The sequence below is a fragment of the Devosia honganensis genome (assembly GCF_042648785.1).
GTDB classification, from domain to species: domain Bacteria; phylum Pseudomonadota; class Alphaproteobacteria; order Rhizobiales; family Devosiaceae; genus Devosia; species Devosia honganensis.
Genome location: NZ_JBHRYD010000001.1, coordinates 1165674 through 1185445 on the forward strand (window position 1 = coordinate 1165674; position 19772 = coordinate 1185445).

At 68.4% G+C, this 19772-nt stretch carries 18 protein-coding genes; 10 read left to right on the plus strand and 8 right to left on the minus strand.

The window, feature by feature from the left end:
- Positions 1-67 precede the first annotated feature (67 nt).
- Positions 68-634 (plus strand): NifU family protein, encoded by a 567-nt coding sequence (locus ACFOOL_RS05595; protein WP_380095649.1) that lies wholly within the window; start codon positions 68-70, stop codon positions 632-634.
- Between the two features lie 169 nt (positions 635-803).
- Here the strand turns inward: ACFOOL_RS05595 and ACFOOL_RS05600 are convergent, their stop codons facing one another.
- The gene (locus ACFOOL_RS05600) at positions 804-1838 is read right to left on the minus strand and encodes an Ldh family oxidoreductase (protein ID WP_380095651.1); all 1035 of its coding nucleotides are present in this window, start codon (positions 1836-1838) and stop codon (positions 804-806) included.
- Positions 1839-1978: 140 nt separating this feature from the next.
- On the opposite strand from ACFOOL_RS05600, the gene ACFOOL_RS05605 reads away from it, so the two are divergent.
- From ACFOOL_RS05605 to dmpG, 8 genes are all read left to right on the plus strand, one after another.
- Positions 1979-3004: an ABC transporter substrate-binding protein gene (locus ACFOOL_RS05605; RefSeq protein WP_380095653.1), complete on the plus strand. Its 1026-nt coding sequence runs from the start codon at positions 1979-1981 to the stop codon at positions 3002-3004.
- A 64-nt stretch (positions 3005-3068) separates the two neighbouring features.
- Positions 3069-4226 (plus strand): ABC transporter ATP-binding protein, encoded by a 1158-nt coding sequence (locus ACFOOL_RS05610; protein WP_380095655.1) that lies wholly within the window; start codon positions 3069-3071, stop codon positions 4224-4226.
- Entirely contained in the window at positions 4223-5896 is a 1674-nt protein-coding gene (locus ACFOOL_RS05615) for an ABC transporter permease (RefSeq protein ID WP_380095657.1), read from the plus strand. The genes ACFOOL_RS05610 and ACFOOL_RS05615 overlap by 4 nt, the downstream gene beginning before the upstream one ends.
- A gap of 22 nt (positions 5897-5918) precedes the next feature.
- The gene (locus ACFOOL_RS05620) at positions 5919-6584 is read left to right on the plus strand and encodes a 4-carboxy-4-hydroxy-2-oxoadipate aldolase/oxaloacetate decarboxylase (protein ID WP_380095659.1); all 666 of its coding nucleotides are present in this window, start codon (positions 5919-5921) and stop codon (positions 6582-6584) included.
- Positions 6585-6688: 104 nt separating this feature from the next.
- Entirely contained in the window at positions 6689-7567 is an 879-nt protein-coding gene (locus tag ACFOOL_RS05625; protein WP_380095661.1) for a LysR family transcriptional regulator, read from the plus strand.
- A gap of 30 nt (positions 7568-7597) precedes the next feature.
- A complete protein-coding gene (locus ACFOOL_RS05630; protein WP_380095662.1) occupies positions 7598-8395 on the plus strand; it encodes an HpcH/HpaI aldolase family protein in 798 nt (265 codons plus the stop codon).
- A gap of 46 nt (positions 8396-8441) precedes the next feature.
- Positions 8442-9365 (plus strand): acetaldehyde dehydrogenase (acetylating), encoded by a 924-nt coding sequence (locus ACFOOL_RS05635; protein WP_380095664.1) that lies wholly within the window; start codon positions 8442-8444, stop codon positions 9363-9365.
- A gap of 7 nt (positions 9366-9372) precedes the next feature.
- Positions 9373-10395, plus strand: a complete 1023-nt coding sequence (gene dmpG / locus ACFOOL_RS05640; RefSeq protein ID WP_380095666.1) for a 4-hydroxy-2-oxovalerate aldolase — start codon at positions 9373-9375, stop codon at positions 10393-10395.
- Between the two features lie 81 nt (positions 10396-10476).
- Here dmpG and pcaF read toward each other — a convergent pair whose 3' ends face one another.
- Positions 10477-11679 carry a 3-oxoadipyl-CoA thiolase gene (pcaF, locus tag ACFOOL_RS05645; protein ID WP_380095668.1) on the minus strand — a complete coding sequence of 401 codons (1203 nt, stop codon included), beginning with the start codon at positions 11677-11679 and terminating at the stop codon, positions 10477-10479.
- A 1-nt stretch (position 11680) separates the two neighbouring features.
- Complete coding sequence (locus tag ACFOOL_RS05650) at positions 11681-13294, minus strand: GMC family oxidoreductase (protein WP_380095670.1); 1614 nt, start codon at positions 13292-13294, stop codon at positions 11681-11683.
- 199 nt (positions 13295-13493) lie between these two features.
- Here ACFOOL_RS05650 and ACFOOL_RS05655 point away from each other — a divergent pair, with 199 nt between their 5' ends.
- Positions 13494-14471: an MBL fold metallo-hydrolase gene (locus ACFOOL_RS05655; RefSeq protein WP_380095672.1), complete on the plus strand. Its 978-nt coding sequence runs from the start codon at positions 13494-13496 to the stop codon at positions 14469-14471.
- On the opposite strand, the gene ACFOOL_RS05660 is transcribed toward ACFOOL_RS05655, so the two are convergent.
- From ACFOOL_RS05660 to ACFOOL_RS05680, 5 genes are all read right to left on the minus strand, one after another.
- Entirely contained in the window at positions 14464-15441 is a 978-nt protein-coding gene (locus ACFOOL_RS05660) for a D-2-hydroxyacid dehydrogenase family protein (protein ID WP_380095674.1), read from the minus strand. The genes ACFOOL_RS05655 and ACFOOL_RS05660 overlap by 8 nt on opposite strands.
- Positions 15434-16657, minus strand: coding sequence for a CaiB/BaiF CoA transferase family protein (locus tag ACFOOL_RS05665; protein ID WP_380095676.1), 1224 nt, complete (start codon positions 16655-16657; stop codon positions 15434-15436). The genes ACFOOL_RS05660 and ACFOOL_RS05665 overlap by 8 nt, the downstream gene beginning before the upstream one ends.
- A gap of 150 nt (positions 16658-16807) precedes the next feature.
- Positions 16808-17776, minus strand: a complete 969-nt coding sequence (locus ACFOOL_RS05670; protein WP_380095678.1) for a LysR family transcriptional regulator — start codon at positions 17774-17776, stop codon at positions 16808-16810.
- A 2-nt stretch (positions 17777-17778) separates the two neighbouring features.
- Positions 17779-19308 (minus strand): tripartite tricarboxylate transporter permease, encoded by a 1530-nt coding sequence (locus ACFOOL_RS05675; protein WP_380095680.1) that lies wholly within the window; start codon positions 19306-19308, stop codon positions 17779-17781.
- A 15-nt stretch (positions 19309-19323) separates the two neighbouring features.
- A complete protein-coding gene (locus tag ACFOOL_RS05680; protein WP_380095931.1) occupies positions 19324-19770 on the minus strand; it encodes a tripartite tricarboxylate transporter TctB family protein in 447 nt (148 codons plus the stop codon).
- Positions 19771-19772 lie beyond the last annotated feature (2 nt).

The following is a 19772-nucleotide window of genomic DNA, read 5'->3' on the forward strand; positions in this document are numbered from 1 at the left end:
CCCCTTGCATCCTGCCGCCAAAAGTCTATTTTAGAAGCGTTCTAATCGTAACGCGCGGGAGCATTGCATGTTCATCCAGACCGAAGCCACGCCCAATCCGGCGACGCTGAAGTTCCTGCCGGGCCGCGACGTGCTGACCGGCGAGCCGCGCGATTTCCGCTCGATCGACGCCGCCGCCATTTCGCCGCTGGCCACCGGCCTGTTCGCCATTTCCGGGGTGACCGGGGTGTTCCTGGGCGCCGATTTCATTTCGGTCACCAAGGACGACACCGACTGGGCCCATATCAAGCCGGCCATTCTCGGCGTCATCATGGACCATTTCCTGTCCGGCAAGCCGGTGCTGCTCGAAGAGCAGGCCGACGCCGCCGCCGACGAGGCGGGCGAAGAGTTCTTCGACGAGGACGACAAGGAGATGGTGGAAGTCATCAAGGAGCTTCTGGCCACCCGCGTCCGCCCCGCCGTCGCCATGGATGGCGGCGACATCATCTTCAGGGGGTTCAAGGAAGGCACCGTGTTCCTGCATATGCAGGGCGCCTGCTCCGGCTGCCCCTCCTCCACCGCCACGCTCAAGAACGGCATCGAGAACCTGTTGCGCCATTTCGTGCCGGGCGTCGAGGCCGTGCAGCAGATCTGAGTTCAGCGCCGTCCCAGGGCGCTTTCGTTTCGCAGCAAGCCGGGAGCCCGATGAGCGATCATCGGGCTCTGGTCTTTTCCGGCGCCCCTTCCCTCCCGCGGCATCGCATGGACCACCGGGATGAAACCGTTGCGGGCGGCACCGGATCAAGCTGTGAAAGCCCGGCCGCTTACGGCATCAGGGCGAGGATTTTCTCGTGGAGCGGGCGGGAAATGGAAATGCCCTCGGTTTTCGCGCGGGCCCGCGCGGCGTGGCGACGCGCGCCGGGCAGCCGCCCGCCCTGTTGCTCGATACGTGCGAAGAGGTCCTCGGCGGCGGCCTCGGCATCGTTTCCCTGCCCCGAAGCGGCGCCGACGAGGACGGGATCGAAGGCGACGATCAATTCGCCATGGCAGGGCGCGGCGCGGGCGCCGTCATCGAACAGGGCCGATTGCCGGCTGGTGCGGTCGGCGATGAAGGGGCCGGCGAGCAATTCGATCATGGTTGCCAGGGCCGAACCCTTGTGGCCGCCAAAGGGCAGCATGGCGCCGGCGAGGACGGCGGCGGGATCGGTGCTGGGGCGGCCCTCGCGGTCGAGGCCCCAGCCGGGCGGCAGCGCCCGGCCCTGCTGCCGGCGCAGGGCGATCTCGGCGCGCGCCCCGGCGCTGGTGGCGAAATCGAAGACATAGGGCGGACGGCCCCGGCGCGGCCAGGAAAAGCCGATGGGATTGGTGCCCAGAACGCCGCCGCTGCCGCCGGCGGGCGCCACCCAGTCATGGGTCGGGTTCATGGACAGCCCCGCCAGGCCCTGCGCCGCGATCTCCTCGAGCACGGGCCACAATGCGGTGGCGTGAAAGCCGTTATTGACCGCCAGAACGGCGATGCCCAGGCTCCGCGCCGCTTCCATGAGCGGCGGCAGGCCGCGCTCGACCGCAAGACTGGAAAAGCCGTAATCGGCATCGACGCGGATGATGGCCGGGGTCAGCATCTCGGCGCGCGGATCGGCCTTCCTGTTGAAGGCGGGATGGGCCATGGTCTCCAGCGTACCGGGCAGGCGCTGCAATCCGTGCGAGCGGCTGTCGTCGCGCTCCGCCCGGCACAATGAGAGGGCGAGCGCCCGCGCCTGCTCCGGCGACAGCCCGTGCGCGGTGAGAAAACCCTCCGCCAGCTCCAGCAGTTCCCGCCAGGACAGGGTGAGGGAAGCGCCGTCCCCGATCGTCGTCATCGCGTGCTTTCCTATGGAAGGGGTCGGCCACGCCCGGCGCCCCGGAAAAGTGATATAAGGATCGTTTATATCTAGCCCGACACTCTCTATTTGTCACGCATCGCCGATATTCCTAAGCGTCCCCGAAAAGGGAGTTCATCATGAAATCAGCCTCACTGCCCATCGCCTTCGCCGCCTTTGCCAGCCTCGCCCAGATCGGCGGCGCGCTGGCCCAGTCGCCCGAGGACATCCTGGCCGCCGCCAAGGCGGAAGGGGAAGTCCTGGTCTATACTTCCTCGCCCGATGCGGAGATGGAAGCCAAGATCGCCGCCTTCGAGGCCAGCTTCCCCGAGATCCGCGTCACCCATATCCGCCTGCCCTCCGGGCAGTTGTTCACCCGCTTCATCAGCGAGCACGATGCCGGCGTCACCCAGGCCGATCTGCTGGCGGCGCATTCCTCCGCCCTGTTCCAGGAGCGCCCGGAACTGTTCGTGCCGCTGACCCCGGAAAACCTGCCGGTGCTGGGCGAGCAGCAGATCATCGTCACCCCCGAGAATGCGAGCTACCAGATCTTCTCCAACGACATCCAGCTCGTCACCTACAATACCGACACCGTCAGCCAGGACGATCTGGACGCCCACCTCGCCTCCTGGGAGGATCTGGCCGATCCGCGCTGGAAGAACAAGGTCGCCCTGGTCGATCCGCGCAACTCGGCCAACCAGGTCTCCTTCCTGCTCAACATGGAGCGGCTCTATGGCGACGAGTGGTTTACCGGCTTCATGGCCAATGAGCCCGAGATCGTCGGCACCGCCTCCTCCGCCTCCCAGCAGGTGGCCGCGGGCGCGTTCGACATCCTGGTGCCCACCATTCCCAGCCAGTCCGCCGCGGTGCGCGAGCAGGGGGCGCCGATCGGCATGTACAGCCCCGAGGGCCTCAGCCACGTGACCAGCGCCGGCTTCGCCGTGCCCGAAGGGGCGGCCCACAAGAACGCCGCGCTGGTGTTCGCCAACTGGCTGCTCTCGCCCGAAGCCCAGGTGATCCAGTGCGAGTTCAGCGGCGTGCCCAATATCGGCATCGAGGACGCGGCCTGCGCCAAGCTGCTGCCGGAAGAGTTCACCCCGGCGCGCGACGTCATCCCCGCCGAGGACGCGGAGCGGGTGTTCGGCCTCGTGGGCCTGCAGCCCTGATTTCCCTCACTCACGGCCCGGCCGGACCCACCGGCCGGGCCGCTTCGAACAGGCGAGGCCGGTCATGGTCATAGCTGCGGCGCCAGCAAAATCCCCCCGTATCGAGATCACCAATCTGGTGAAGCGCTATCGCCGCGAAGGCGGGGCCAGCATCACGCCGGTCAACGATATCAGCCTCGAGGTCGCCGGCGACGAACTGGTGGTCCTGCTGGGGCCCAGCGGCTGCGGCAAGACCACGCTGCTGCGCTGCGTGGCGGGGCTGGAGCGGCCGGACGAGGGCGAGATCGTCATCGACGGCAAGGTGGTCTTCTCCGCCAAGCGGGGCATCTACCTGCCCGCCGAGCAGCGCGAGCTCTCGATGGTGTTCCAGTCCTACGCGCTCTGGCCGCATATGACGGTGGCCCAGAACGTCGCCTATCCGCTCCAGTCGCGCCGCGCCCCCGCCGGCGATATCGGCGCGCGGGTCAGCAAGGTGCTGGCCATGGTGGGCGTCGCCGGCCTCGAGCAGCAATATCCCAGCCAGATCAGCGGCGGCCAGCAGCAGCGCGTGGCGCTGGCGCGGGCGCTGGTGAGCGGTTCCTCGGTGGTGCTGTTCGATGAGCCCCTGTCCAATGTCGACGCCCAGGTCCGGGCGCAATTGCGCTTCGAGCTGCAATCCATGCAGCGCTCGCTGGGCTTTTCGGGGCTTTATGTCACCCATGACCAGACCGAGGCCATGGAGCTGGGCCATCGCGTCGCCGTGCTCGATGCCGGGGTCGTCGCCGCGCTCGATACGCCGCGCAACGTCTATAACCGCCCGCCCAGCGACTATGTCGCCCGCTTCGTGGGCGTCGCCAATATCTGGCCCGGCGCCATCGCCGCCACCGGCCCCGAGGGCGCCATGGTGGAGGGCGCCTTCGGGCGCATCGCCGTCGCCCCCGAAGGGCTCGCCAATGTCGAGGCGGCGAACGGCCGGTCGGTGGGCGTGGTGACGCGCCCGGAAAACCTGCGGCTGAGCCACGCCGCCTCCGAACAGGCGGAGCATTCGTCGCTGCCGGCCCGCGTCGTCACCCAGATGTTCTCCGGGGCCCATACCGAGGTGGTGGTCGAGCTGGGCGGGGGCGTGCTCGCCACCGTCTGGGTGCAGGATCAGAGTCGGCTCGAGGCCTTCCCCGCCGGCGCCGAAGCGTTCGTCACCATCGCCCACCGGCAGGTCGTGCTCGTGCCCGGGACGGCGCCATGACGGCCCTGGTCGCGCGGCTGCGGCCGTTCACCCTGCTCACCCTGCTATGCGCCGCGCTCATCGCCGTGCTGCTGTTCTACCCGCTGGGGCGGATGGTCCACAGCCTGGCCTTCGGCGGCACCGGCGGCGGGTTCTCCGATGCCCTGGGGGTGCTGACCCAGCCCTGGCTGGCGCCGGTCCTGTTCAACACCTTCGTCATCGTCGGCTCCAGCACGGTCCTCGCCCTGGCCATCGGCGCGGTCATGGCCTGGGGCAATGTGCGCACCAATGCCAGCATCGGCATGCTGGGCACGCTGCTGCCGATCATCCCGCTGCTGATCCCCAATGTGGCGCTCGCCATCGGCTGGGTGTTCCTGGGCGCGCCGCGGGTGGGCTTCCTCAACGGCCTGCTGGCGCTGCTGCCCTTCGGGCTGGAGCTGAACATCTATAGCTGGGGCGGGCTGATCTTCGTCTACACCATCAACGCCGTGCCCTATGTCTACCTGATCGTCTCGGCCGCCCTGCGCAATCTCGACCCGGCGCTGGAGGAGGCGGCGCGGATCAATGGCGCGGCTCCCCTGCGCATCCTGCGCACCGTGTCGCTGCCGGCCATCCGCCCGGCGCTGATCTCGGCGGCCCTCCTGGTCACCATCACCTCGCTGGGCGTCTATTCGATCCCCAGCGTCATTGCCACCACCGCCAAGATCGACGTGCTGACCACGCGGATCGTGTTCCTGCTCAACCGCGACTTCCCGCCCAAGCTGGCCGAGGCGCAGGCGCTGGGCATCATCATGCTGCTGGCGGTGCTGGCGCTGTGGTGGATCGAGGTCAGGATGACGCGCAGCGGCAAGGCGGCCACGGTCGGCGGCCGGGCCACCAGCACTGGCGTGATCGACCTGGGGGGCTGGAAATGGCCGTTCCGGCTCGGCTCGCTCGCCTATCTCGCCATGACCTCCATCGTGCCCATCGGCGCGCTGCTCATCGTCTCCCTGCAGCCCTTCTGGACGCCCAAGATCAACTGGCTGGCGCTCAATTTCGGCAATTACCACCAGGCGCTGTTCGTCAACCGGCTGGTCTCCGGCTCGCTGGGCAACAGCCTGTTCCTGTCCGGCACCGGCGCGGTGATCGCCATGGTCATCGCCATCGTGGTCGCCATCTTCTCGATCAACCGCTTCGGCCTGCTCAGCTCGCTGGTGGACGGGGCCATCAAGTCCTCGGCGGCGATCCCCAACATGATCCTGGCGGTGGCCTTCCTGTCGGCCTTTGCCGGCGCCCCGTTCTTCCTTTCGGGCACCACCACCATCCTGCTGATGGCCTTCGTGGTCATGTACCTGCCGCCCGGCGCCATCGCCGCCAGCGCCACCGTCAACCAGATCGGCCGCGACCTGCGCGAGGCCTCCAGCATCGCCGGGGCCGGGGAGGGACGCACGGTCCGCAAGGTGATCGTGCCGCTCGCCATCCCCGGCTTCCTCTCGGGCATGGCCATCGTCTTCGTCCATATGATGGGCGACCTGTCGGCGGCGGCGCTGCTGTCGGGCCCCAACAATCCCGTCGTGGGCTTTGCCATTCTCAGCGTCTGGGAGGCCGGCACCTTCGGCGTCCTGGCGGCGCTCTCCGTCATGCTCTGCATCATCAATATCGGCGTCATCGGCCTGATCTTCGGGGTCGGCCGGCTGTTCGGCCGCCGCTGACCCCTTCGCACAGGATTCAAACATGCCGCACGTCATCACCGCCTTCACCCGCCCCGCCGCCGCCGACATCGCCGCCATCGGCAAATATTCCACCGCCACCATCCACGAGGCCCAGGGCCGGCTGGGGGCGCTGGACGGCCGCATCAAGCCGGTCCGCCAGGGTCTCCACGTCTTCGGACCGGCGCTCACCGCCCAGTGCCATATCGGGGACAATCTGATGATCTTCGAGGCCATCAACCGGGCGCAGCCGGGCGATATCCTCGTGGTCAGCGCCGGCAACAATCCCGAGCAGGGCGGGTTCGGCGACGTGCTGGCCGCCGCCTGCGTGGGGCGTGGCATCGCCGGTCTGGTGATCGATGCCGGCGTACGCGACGGGGCCGGCCTGCGCCAGTCCGGCTTCCCGGTCTTCTCCCTGGGCCTCTCCATCAAGGGAACCTCCAAGGAGACGCTGGGCACGGTGGGCCATCCGGTGACCGTGGGGGGCGAGCTGATCGCCCCCGGGGACATCATCGTGGGCGATGACGACGGCGTGGTGGTGGTCCGAAAGGAGCCGCAGGCGCTCGCCGCCGCCTGCCAGGCGCGCGAGGACGCCGAAGCCGCCATGATCGAGGCCTTCCTGCGCGGCGAGGTCGACTTCAGCGACCGCATCGCGGCCATGCGCGCCAAGGGCTGCACCTGGGATCTCTAGACCGGGCTTTCCCGGCCGGGCGCCCGCCCGCCGCAAAGTCCTTCTCGTATCGGATCGAGCGCCGAACTATGTATCAGCCAGCAGACATAACGATCAGTGGTACGATGCTGGACATTCGGCGCCTGAAATATTTCCTGGCGGTGGCCCGCAGCGGCTCCATGGCCGCCGCCGCCCGCGAGCTCAACATAGCCCAGCCGGCCCTCAGCCATCATACGGCGGAACTGGAGCGCCTGACCGGCGTGAAACTGTTCGACCGGCTGCCGCGCGGCGTGCGGCTGACGCCGGCCGGCGAGGTGCTGGCCGGCCATGCGCGGCAGGTCCTCGAGGCGGTGGCGGTGGCCGAATTCGCCATGCGCGAGCATTCCGACATGATCCGGCAGGTCGGCATCGTGCGGCTGGGGCTGCTGCCCTCCTGGCAGACCAATTACGGCGAGGAGATCATGAAGCTCGCCCGGCTGCGCTTTCCCGACCTGAAGCTGACCATCATGGAGGTCCGCAACGAGGAGGCGAACCGGCTGGTGGCCGGGGGCGAACTCGATATCGCCACCACGCTCGACGTCGAGTTCAGCCGCTTCGAGCGGCCCCTCGCCAGCGAGCCCATGGTCGTCCTCTCCAACCGGCCGCTCAAGCCGAGCTATCGCTTCGCCGAACTGGGCGAGCTCGACCTGGTGCTGACCACGATGGAGCATCCCACCCGCCGGCTGCTCGAGCAGGAGACCGCGCGGCGCGGCATCTCGCTCCGGGTGGTGCTCGAGATCGACGGGCACACCGCCCTCAAGAATGCCGTCATCAACGGGCTGGGCCAGGCCGTCTACACCACCGTGGCGGTGCGCCAGGAACTCGAGGCCGGGCAATTGTTCGCCGCGCCCATCGTCGATTATCCGGGCGGGCGCGCCATCTATCTGGCCCATGCCGATGCCTTCGATCATCGCATCGCCGGGCAATTTTACCATTTGCTGACCTCCGTGGCCGCCGGCCCCTAGGTCCCCGCCCTCCCCCATCCAGGAAGAACCATGCCCTTGCGATCGCCCAACAAACTGCGACAGAAACTCGAAGCCGGCCTCTGCGTCACCGGCTCGGCGATCTATTCCTATTCGCCCAATATCGTGGAGGCGGTCGCCCATAGCGGGGTCGATTTCGTGCGCATCGATTCCGAGCATGCCTGGCGCCGCGACGATTCCATGGACCACATGGTGCGGGCGGCGCTGCTGGCGGGGGTGGTGCCGATCATCCGGCTCGATCGCGACGATCCCTATCTGCCGCGCAAGGCCTTCGAGATCGGCGCCGGCGGGGTGGTCGTGCCCAATGTGCGCGACCCCGCCGATGCCGCAAGAGTGGTCGATGCCGCCCGCTTCCCGCCTTTGGGCAGCCGGGGTCTCGGGCCGCTGTCGCTGGCCGGGGAATGGGGCCGGCGCGGTTCCGCCGAATGGGTGGACTATTCCAATCGCGAATTGCTGGTCGGCATCATGATCGAGAGCATCGAGGCCATCCCCGAGCTGGACGCCATCATGGCGGTGCCGGGCTTCGACTTCGTGCTGTTCGGCCCCGGGGATTTCGGGCTGTCGCTGGGCGCGCGCGCGCCGGCCGAGATCGCCGCGGAAACCAGGAAGGCGCTGATCGCCACCGCGCGGGCGGCGCGGGCGGCGGGCAAGCACATGATGTTCGGCGTGGGGCTCGACGACGAACTGGCCCGCCAATGCGTCGGCTTCGGGGTCAACATGATCGAATTCTCCCATGACGTGCTCATGGTCCGCCTGGCGCTCGAGCCCAAGGTGAAGACGTTCGGCAACATGGCGGCGGCGCCGGCCTGAGCGCCGGGCGCTGCAATTTTCGCATTTTTCCGGAAAGGCACGGGGCATGGCAAGAAAAGTGGCGATCATCGGCTCGGGCAATATCGGCACCGACCTGATGATCAAGATCCTGCGCAGCACCAATGGCGCGCTGGAGATGGCCGCGCTGGTCGGGGTCGATCCGCAGTCGGACGGCCTCGCCCGGGCCGCCCGCCTGGGGGTGCGCACCACCAGCGAGGGCATCGAGGGGCTGCGCCGCCTGCCCGATTACGGGGATATCGACATCGTCTTCGACGCGACCTCGGCCCGGGCGCATCTGCAGCATGCGGAAATCCTGCGCGCGGACGGCAAGCTCGCCATCGACCTCACGCCCGCCGCCATCGGCCCCTTCGTCGTGCCGGCAGTCAATGGAAGCGGCCACAGGGGCGCCGCCAACGTCAACATGGTCACCTGCGGCGGCCAGGCGACCATCCCCATCGTCGCCGCCATCGCGCAGGTCGCCCGCGTCCCCTATGCCGAGATCGTCGCTTCCATCGCCTCGCGCTCGGCCGGCCCCGGCACGCGCGCCAATATCGACGAGTTCACCCAGACCACGGCGCGCGCCATAGAGAGCGTGGGCGGCGCCGAGAGGGGCAAGGCCATCATCATCCTCAATCCGGCCGAGCCGCCGCTGATCATGCGCGACACGGTCCATGCCTTCGCATTGGGCGAGGACGAGGCGGCGCTGCGCGCCTCGATCGCCGCCATGGTGGCCCGGGTGCAGTCCTACGTGCCCGGCTACCGGCTCAAGCAGGCGGTGCAGTTCGAGCGCTACGCCGCCGCCCGTGCCGCGCTGGTGCCGGGCGTCGCGCCGGGCGAGGAGGGGCTAAAGGTGACGGTGCTGCTCGAGGTCGAGGGCGCGGCCCACTACCTGCCGGCCTATGCCGGCAATCTGGACATCATGACCGCCGCCGCCCTGCGCACGGCGGAAGATCACTCCCGGGCATTGTGAGGCCGACATGACCAATCGTCTTTATATCCAGGACGTGACCCTGCGCGACGGGATGCATCCGGTGCTGCACCAGATGAGCCTCGAGACGGTGACCCGCATCGCCCGGGCGCTCGACGCCGCCGGCGTCGATGCCATCGAGGTGGCGCATGGCGACGGCCTTTCGGGCTCCAGCTTCAATTACGGCTTCGGCCGGCACAGCGACGACGAATGGATCGGCGCGGTGGCCGCCGAGCTCCGCTCGGCCGTGCTGACGACGCTGCTCATCCCCGGCATCGGCGACATCGAGGACCTGGAGCGCGTCCATAAGCTGGGGGTGAAATCGGTGCGGGTGGCGACGCATTGCTCGGAAGCCGACGTGTCGGCCCAGCATATCGCCCATGCCCGCGCCATGGGCATGGACGTCAGCGGCTTCCTGATGATGGCGCATATGCTCGAGCCCGGGGCGCTGGCCGAGCAGGCGCGGCTGATGGAATCCTACGGCGCCAATTGCGTCTATGTGACCGATTCGGCCGGCGCGCTGACCATGGAGGGCACGCGCGAGCGGGTGCGCCAACTGCGCCAGGTGCTCGAGGCCGAGACGCAGGTGGGCATCCACACCCATCACAACCTGTCGCTGGGCGTCGCCAATGCCATCGTGGCGGTGGAAGAGGGCGCGGTCCGGGTCGATGCCTCGCTGGCGGGCATGGGGGCCGGGGCCGGCAACGCCCCGCTCGAGGCGTTCGTTGCAGTCGCCGACAGCATGGGCCTCGATCACGGCTGCGAGCTGTTCGCGCTGATGGACGCGGCCGACGACCTGGTGCGCCCGCTCCAGCAGCGCCCGGTGCGCGTCGACCGGGAAACCCTGTCGCTGGGGCGAGCCGGCGTCTATTCCTCGTTCCTCCGCCACGCCGAAATCGCCGCCGCCGAACACGACCTCGACGCCCGCTCCATCCTGCTCGAGCTGGGCCGCCGCAAGATGGTGGGCGGCCAGGAGGACATGATCCTCGACGTGGCGCTCGACCTGGCCTGGGCGCGGAAGGCCGGGGCCTGAGGGGTCGGACGATCGATCAGGGGGCTTCTTTCCAGGATCGTCGTCTTCCCGTGGGAGGGCCGCCATCGCCGGCGGCGCGGATCAGACCCGCTCCAGCGCGATGGCGATGCCCTGGCCGACCCCGATGCACATGGTGGCCAGCGCCCGCCGGGCGCCGGAAAGACCCAGCTCGAGGGCGGCGGTGCCGGTGATCCGCGCGCCGCTCATGCCCAGCGGATGGCCAAGGGCAATGGCCCCGCCATTAGGGTTGACCCGCGGGTCGCCCTCCTCGATCCCCAGCTCCCGCAGCACCGCGATGCCCTGGCTGGCGAAGGCCTCGTTGAGCTCGATCACCCCGAAATCGGCTGGCGTCAGGCCGAGCCGCGCCAACAGCTTGCGGCTGGCCGGGGCCGGGCCCATGCCCATGATGCGGGGCGGCACGCCGGCGACGGCGCCGCCCAATATGCGGGCGATGGGCGTCAGCCCGTGCCGTTTCGCCGCCGCTTCCGAGGCGACGATCAGCGCCGCTGCGCCGTCATTGACGCCCGAGGCATTGCCCGCCGTCACCGTGCCGCCGGCAAAGAGCGGCCGGAGCCTGCCCAGCGTCTCCGGCGTCGTGCCGTGACGCGGATGCTCGTCGGTATCGATGGTGATCGGCTCGCCTCGCCGCTGCGGAACGGCGACCGGCACGATCTCGCGGGCGAGGCGCCCGTTCCGCTGCGCCGCCGCGGCCTTTTCCTGGCTGCGCGCGGCGAAGGCGTCCTGGGCGTCGCGGCCGACGCCGAATTCCCGCGCCACGATCTCGCCGGTCTCGGGCATGGATTCGACGCCATATCGGGCTTCGAGCAGCGGATTGACGAAGCGCCAGCCAATGGTGGTGTCATGGATCTCCGCCGTGCGGGAAAACGCCGTTTCGGCCTTGGGCAGCACGAAGGGCGCGCGCGACATGGATTCGGTGCCCCCCGCGATCACCAGCTCGGCCTCGCCCGCCCGGATCGCCCGCGCCGCGATCAGCACCGCATCCATGCCCGAGCCGCAGAGCCGGTTGATGGTGGTGCCCGGGATGCCGACCGGCAGGCCCGCCAGCAGCAGGCTCATGCGGGCGACGTTGCGGTTGTCCTCGCCGGCCTGATTGGCATTGCCGAAGATCACGTCGTCGACCGCGTCCCAATCGAGGCCGGCATGTTCCGACAGCAGCGCCTTGAGCGGCACCGCGCCCAGATCGTCGGGGCGCACGGAAGAGAGCGCCCCGCCGAAGCGGCCGATGGGCGTGCGACGATAGGCGCAGATATAGGCTTCGGCCATGTCAGTTGGCTCCGGCATGCTGGAGAATGGCGGCGGAGGCCTTCTCGGCGATCATGATGGTGGGCGAATTGGTATTGCCCGAGGTGATGAAGGGCATGGCGGAGGCATCGGCGACGCGCAGCCCCTCGACCCCGAAGACCCGCAGGTCCTTGTCGAGCACCGCCAGCGGATCGGCGGCGGCGCCCATCCGGGCCGTGCCCACGGGGTGGAAGATGGTGGTGCCGATATCTCCGGCGACCCTGGCCAGATCGGCGTCGCTCTCCAGATGCGCGCCGGGCCGGAATTCCTCGGGCCGGTATCCGGCCATGGCGGGCTGGTGCATGATCCGGCGAGCGCACCGGATCGATTCCGCCGCCACCAGCCGGTCCTCCTCGGAGGCGAGGTAGTTGGGCGCGATGGCGGGCGCGTCCCGCGCGTCCCGCGAGCGGATATGGACGCTGCCGCGGCTCGTCGGCCGCAGATTGCAGACGCTGACCGTGATGGCGGGAAAGCCGTGCATGGCGTCGCCGAACTTGTCGAGCGAGAGCGGCTGGACGTGGAACTGGAGATTGGGCGTCGCGTGCCGGTCCGAAGACCGGGTGAACGCCCCCAATTGCGACGGCGCCATGGTGAGCGCGCCGCGCCGCAGCAGCAGGTATTCCAGCCCCATCATGCCGCGCCGCAGCAGCGAGCGGTAGAGCATGTTCATGGTGGGGACGTTCGCGACCTTGTAGATGGGGCGTAGCTGCAGATGATCCTGCAGATTGGCGCCGACGCCGGGCAGGTCCCGCACCACCGCGATCCCCAGGCTCTGCAGGCGTCCCCCGTCGCCGATGCCGGAGCGCTCCAGAATGGCGGGGCTGGCCACCGCGCCCGCCGAGAGGATGACCTCGCGCCGCGCCCGGATGGTGCCGGGGACGCCGCCCCGCAATATGCCGACGCCGCGCGCCCTGCCCGCTTCCGTCAGCACCCGGTCGACCAGCACATCGGTCATCACCGTCAGATTGGGGCGCCCCAGCGCCGGGCGCAGGAAGCCGCGCGCCGCGCTCCAGCGGCGGCCGCGCTTCTGGTTGACGTCGAAATAGCCGCAGCCCTCGTTGCTGCCGGTGTTGAAATCCTCGCTGCGCGGAATGCCGGCGCTTTCGGCGGCCTCGATGAAGGAATCGAGCACCCGCCAGCGCAGGCGCGGCTGCTCGATGCGCCATTCGCCGCCGGCGCCGTGAAGCGGTCCCGCCCCGCGCCAATTGTCCTCGTGCCGCTTGAACACCGGCAGCACGTCGTCCCAGCCCCAGCCGTCGAGCCCCATATCGCGCCAGCGGTCGTAATCGGCGGCCTGGCCGCGCATATAGATCATGGCATTGATGGCCGAAGAGCCGCCCAGCACCTTGCCGCGCGGATAGGCGAGCTCCCGCCCGTTGAGCCCCGGCGTGCCCTCGGTGCGGAACAGCCAGTCGGAACGCGGATTGCCGATGGCGAAGAGATAGCCCACCGGAATGTGGAACCAAATCCAGTCGTCCTTGCCGCCCGCCTCGAGCAAAGCGACGGTATATTTGCCGTTCTCCGAGAGGCGGTTGGCCAGCACGCACCCCGCCGAACCGCCGCCGCAGACGACGAAATCAAATTCCTGATCGCTCATGCCGCGCTCCTTTTTCGCCGCACTCTATCGTGCGGAAATTGCTGCGAAAACGGGAAGATTTGCGCATATGCTGTGCAAGAATCCGGGGGGATGGGCGGGGTTGCGCCGGCCGGCCTGCAAAGGTGCTGCGCGGCATGACGGCTTGCCGGGACGCGCGAAAAGCTTATCTTGGCGCCGATATCGTCAAGGCCTTTCCCCCGTGATCCCTTCCCCGATCGATCATGTCGCTCCCGCGGTCAGGCGCCTCGTCTGCCCCATGCACCGCTTCGCCCCGGTCAATGCCTGGATCTTGGGCGAAAAGGGCACGCAGCTCATCGTCGATACCGGCATGCCGGGCGCCGAGACCGCGGCGCTCTGGGCGCAAAGCGAGACGGCGGGCGAGGTGGCGGGTGTCGAGGCCATCCTCTGCACCCATATGCACCGCGACCATGCCGGGCAGGTCCCGGCCCTGATGCGCCGCCACGGCGTGCCGCTGCTGATGACCAGGCAGGAGCACGACCGGCTCTCGCGAACCATCGGCACGGCGCCGGAAGCGGGACGGGCGGGCTTGCAGGCCTTTCGCCGCCGGTTGGGCATTGCTTCCGCCGTTGCCGCCACGGCATCGCCCATCGACTATTCCGCCCTCGACCCGTTTCCACAGGACTTCACGCCCCTCGAAGCGGGCATGGAGCTCCGTCTGGGCGGCATGGACTGGCAGGTGGTGCTGGGCGGGGGCCATTCCGTCCGCGCGGCATGCCTGCTGGCGGCGGACCGGAGCCTGTTCCTGGCCGGCGACCAGGTGCTGGCCGGGGCGGGGCCGCATATTTCCGTCTGGGCCGACGCCCCCGAAGCCGATCCCCTTGCCGATTACCTGGTCTTTCTCGAGGGCCTGCTGGTGTTGCCCGACAGCCTGCTGGTGCTGCCGGGCCATGGGGCGCCCTTTCGCGGCCTTGGTGCGCAGGCGGAGGCGCTGCGGCGCCGGCATGAGCAGCGGCTGGGGCGGTTGCATGCTGGGCTGGCGGGGGCGAAGTCGCCCCTGGAGATGGTGGGACTGGTTTTTTCCGAACAGGCGGGGCGGCGATTCGCCGAATTGCTCCCGGGCATGGCGCTCGGCCTCGCCAATCACCTCTGGCATCGCGGCCGGCTGCGCCGGCATGTCGATGACGAGGGCGTCTTCCGCTTCGAAACAATCAGTTGAGGACGCGGATCGGCCGCCCCGCGAGCCAGGCCTCGATATTCTCCACTGCGTCGCTGAAATAGCGCGCGTAATTGTGGTCGGTCACATAGCCCAGATGTGGCGTCGCCAGCACATTGGGCAGGGCGAGCAGCGGATGGACGGCGGGCAGCGGCTCTTCCCAGAAGACATCGAGCGCGGCCCCGGCGAGACGGCCGCTCCGCAGGGCCTCCAGCAGGGCGGCTTCGTCCACCAGACCCGCCCGCGCGGTATTGACCAGATAGGCGCCGGGCCGCATCCGCGCGAGCAGGGGCGCGTCGACCAGCCCTTTGCTGCTTTCGGTGAGCGGGGCGTGCAGCGAGACGATGTCCGCTGCGGCGAAAAGGGCCTCGAGGCCGGAGCTGCGCCGCGCGCCGGCGGCCAGGGCGCGCTCCGGGGTGAGATTGGGCGACCAGGCGAGAACCTCCATGCCCAGGGCCCGGCCCACCGCGGCAACGCCGGTGCCGACCCGACCCAGCCCCACCAGGCCGAGCGTTCGGCCCTTGAGGCCGAAGCCGAGCGAGGATTGCCAGCGGCCTTCCCGCAATCCATTGGCTTCGGGCACGAGCCGGCGGGCGAGCCCCAGGATCAGCGCCCAGGCCAGCTCCACCGTGGGCTCGCCGGCGCTGCCGGTGCCGCGCACCTCGATATTGCGCGCCCGCGCCGCCGCCATGTCGATGGCGGCATTGCCCATGCCGGTGGTCACCAGCAGTTTGAGGCGCGGCAGGCTGGCCAATAGCGCGGCGTCGAACCGGGTGCGCTCCCGATTGGCGACGACGATGTCGGCATCGCCCAGCCGCTCGACGAGGGCGTCGCGGCGGCCGATATGGCGGCGCTCGAAGCTGACCGCGACGCGCGGGGCGAGGCGCTCCCAGGGCGCGGCGGCGGCGGCCGCGTCCTGATAGTCGTCGAGGACGACGCAGACGAGCGGACGGTCTTGCGGGGCGTCAGGCATCCATGGTCGCTTTGGCCTTGCCGAAAGCCCCAGACTGGCGGAAGCTATCGATCTCGTCACGCGAAAAACCGAACTCGGCCAGGATATCGTCGGTGTGGTGGCCCAGGGCGGGCGGCGTCGTGGCGCTATTCATGTCCACCGCCTCGAGCTGGAAGGGCGAGGCGACGCTGCCCACGCTGTGCTCGCCCACCTGCAGGTCGATGCGGCCATTGGCGGCGACGAGCTGGGGATTGTCGGCGGCCTCGCCGATCGTGTTGATCTTGGCGACCACCACCTTGGCCTTGCCCAGGATGTCGATGATCTGGGCGCAGGTCTTGGTGCGGGTGATGGCCGAGACCGCCTCCACCAGCGTCACCCGGTTCTGCCGCCGCGCGAAGACGTGGGAAAATTCGGGAATATCGAGCGTTTCCGGCCCCATGGCATGGGCGAAGCGCTGCCACATCTCGTCGGTCGAGGCGATGATGACCACCTCGCCATCGGCGGCGGGGAAGGCCTGGTTGGGCACGCTGAGATGGTTGGCGGTGCCCATGGGCTGGTGCATGGTGCCGTCCATCCAGTATTCGGTATAGAAATAGCTCATCAGATGGGCGGCGCTGAGCATGAGCGAGGCCTCGACGCGCTGGCCCCTGCCGGTCTGGCCGCGATGGATGATCGCCCCCAGAATGCCTGCCACCAGCGCCAGGCTGCCATGCAGGTCGACGATGGCCGAGCCGCACCGCACCGGCGACCGGCCGGGCTCGCCGGTGATGCTGATGAGGCCGCTATGGGCCTGCAGGGCCAGATCGTTGGCCCCCACATGCGAGAGCGGGCCCTGACGGCCATAGGCGGAGAATTCGGCATAGATCAGCCGGGGATTATGCTCCGCCAGCGCCTCATAGCCCAGCCCCAGCCGCTCCATGACGCCGGGGCGGTAATTGTGCACCACCACGTCGACGCCGGCGGCCAGCTTGCGGGCGATGGCCTTGCCGTCCTCATGGCGCAGGTCGATTTCCATGCTGCGCTTGTTGCGGTTGAGGGCGAGGAAGGAGGGGCTGGTGCCGCCGAATTTTTCCAGCCGCTCCCGGGTCATCCCGTAATAGCGCGCCTCGTCGCCCCCGGGCGGCTCGATCTTGAGGATGTCGGCGCCCATGTCGCCCAGCACCTGCGTGGCCGCCGGACCGGCGAACACACGCGAAAAATCGAGCACCTTGATTCCGCCCAGAACTTTTACCGACACACCCGAACTCCCGATGGCGTCCGGCGCATCACCGGCCCGGACGTCCCCAAGAGCTAGCATCGCCACATCATGGCGATAACGGGCATAAAGCGCGCAGAATTGTTGCAGAAAATGAAAAGGCGCCGCCGGTCGGCGAAGGGCCGGTCCGCCTCAGACGCGTACCGACTGGAAGTGCCTTGCCAGATAGTCGATGAACACCCGGGCCTTGACCGGCAGGTGCCGGGTCGGGGAATAGACCGCATAGACCGCGTTCTCGAAGGAGGTGAAGCTGATCCGGTATTGCGGCAGGAGCCGGACCAGCCGCCCCGCCGCCAGCTCGCGCGCCACCGCCCAGTCCGGCATGAGCGAGATGCCCAGCCCCTCCATCATGGCGATATGCAGGGCCGGACCGCTATTGGTGCGCATGGAGCCGGTCACCGGCACCTCGATCAACTGCCCGTCCGCCGCCAGGAACCGCCAGGTCACCCCGCCCAGATTGATGCGATAGGCCAGGCAATTATGCTCGAGCAGGTCGCGGGGTTCGGTAATGGGCGGGCGGCTGGCGAGGTAATCGGGCGTCGCGCACAAAACGCGCTCGCTATCCACCAGCTTGCGGGCGATCAGCGAGGAATCGGCCAGTTGGCCGATGCGGATATCGACGTCGATATTGTGCTCGATGATGTCGACATCGTCGTTGGAGAGCGTCAGGTCGACGGTGATCTCGGGATATTGCGCCAGAAAGGCCGGCAGGGCCGGGGCGATATATTGCAGCCCCACCAGCATGCGCGAATGCACGTGCAGCGTCCCTTGCGGGCGCACATGTTCCTGGGTCACCTCGATCTGGGTTTCGCGCACGTCGTTGAGGATGCGCTCGGCGCGCTGGAAGAAGATGGCGCCCATGTCGCTCAGCGACAATTTCCGGCTGGTGCGGTTGAGCAGGCGTACCCCGAGCCGGTCCTCGAGCGCGTTGATATAGCGCGACACCGAGGCGGGGGAGAGCCCAACGCGGCGGCCGGCGGCCGAAAAGCTGCCGGCCTGCACCACGATGACGAACAATTCCATGTCGCGCAGGCTGGGCAGGTCCTGCACATTGCGCCGTTCACCCTGCCCCGATGGCGTTTGAACGGCTTTGTCCTTCACTTCTATCCCTCGTTCTCGACGGTGACGTCGCTGGTCGCCTTCCTGATGCCCCGTCTTAGCAGGGGCAGGCCCGCCGTCGCAATCAGCGTCAGCACGCTCAGCACGATGAAGGTGGCCGAAACCGGGGTGGACACGAAGACCTCGAACGAGCCGCGCGAGATCAGCAGCGCCCTTCGCATGTTCTCCTCGATCATCGGTCCCAGAATGAAGCCGAGCAGGAGGGGCGCCGCCGGATAGCCGCCCAGGATCATGAACACGCCCACAATGCCGAAGGCGATGACCACGAAGATGTCGAAGACGCTGTTCTGGATGGAAAACACCCCCACGCAGATGAAGAACAGCATGGCTACGTAGAGCGCGTCATAGGGAATCTTGAGGATGCGCACGAACAGCCCGATAAAGGGCAGGTTCAGCACCAGCAGGATCACATTGCCGATCCAGAAGCTGGCGATGAGGCCCCAGAACAGTTCCGGATGCTGGTTGACGAGGCCCGGCCCGGGCGCGATGCCATGGATCATCAGCGCGCCCAGCATCACCGCCATCACCGCGTCGCCCGGAATGCCCAGGCTGAGGGTGGGGATGAAGGCCGATTGTACGGCGGCGTTGTTGGAGGCTTCGGGCGCGGCGATGCCCGCCATGGCGCCCTTGCCGAAAATGCCCGGGGTGCGCGAGACCCGCTTCTCGGTGGCATAGGCCATGAACGAGGCGATGGTCGCGCCGGTGCCCGGCAGAACGCCCAGCACGGTGCCGATCAGCGTGCCGCGCACGGTGGGCATGGTGCTTTCCTTGACGTCCTTGCGGGTCGGGATCAGCGAGCGCAGGGTGACCTCGTGCACCTTGAAGGGGCTGCCGTCGCTGCGCATCAGGTTGACCAGGATCTCGGCGACGCCGAACAGGCCCATGGCCAGCGCCACGATGCTGAGCCCGTCCGAGAGCTCGGGCATGCCGAACTGGAAGCGCTGCACGCCGGTATTCATGTCGATGCCGACGCTGCCCAGGGCGACGCCGGCGACGACCATGGCGAGGCCCTTGAGCATGGAGCCGCCCGACAATGTCGATGCGGCGATGAGCCCGAAGACCATGATGGCGGTATATTCGGGCGCGCCGAAGGCCAGCGCCACTTCGGCCAGCAGCGGGCCCAGCAGCATCAGCACCAGAATGGCGAAGGACCCGCCCACGAAGGAGGACAGCGTGGTGACCGCCAGCGCCACCCCGGCCCGGCCCTGCTTGGCCAGCGGATAGCCGTCGAGACAGGTGATGGCATTGGTCGCCGTGCCGGGGATGTTGAGCAGGATGGAGGCGATGGAGCCGCCATATTGCGCGCCGTAGAACACGCCCGCCAGCATGATGATGGCCGTGGTCGGCTCCATGTAGAAGGTGAGCGGCAGCAGCATGGAAATGGTGGACAGCGCGCCGATGCCCGGCAGCAGCCCCACCACGGTTCCCAGCGCCACGCCGACGAGGCAGAACAGCAGGTTGTCCCATTGCAGCGCGGTGGCAAAGCCCAACTGAATGGCCGACAGATAATCCATGATGGCTGTCCTAACTTACCAGGGGAAGGCACGCATGGGCATGCCCAGGCCGTAGATGAACAGGAGCCAGCCCAGGACCGGCAAGATCACGACGGTGATGGCGATGCGGACCGGGTTCGGGCGCGGATAGGCGAAGGCGGCCAGCAGCGCCATGGCCACCGTCGCCAGGATCAGCCCGGCCGGCCGCAGCAGCAGCGCCCAGGCCAGGAGGCCGGCGAAGACGAACAGGGCCGGGCGCAGCGAGAGCCGTCCGCCCTCCATGGGCTGGCCCGCATCCGGAACCTTCCAGAACACCAGCCCGCCCAGCAGCGCCATGGCCAGGCCGGCGATCAGCGGGAAGAAGCCCGGGCCCATATTGTTGAGGCTGCCCAGGGGATAGGAGAAGGACTGGCCGGCAATGCCCAGTCCGATCAGAAGAATGACCAGGCCACCGATCCGCTCGGACCGGGGCGAAACGACCATCG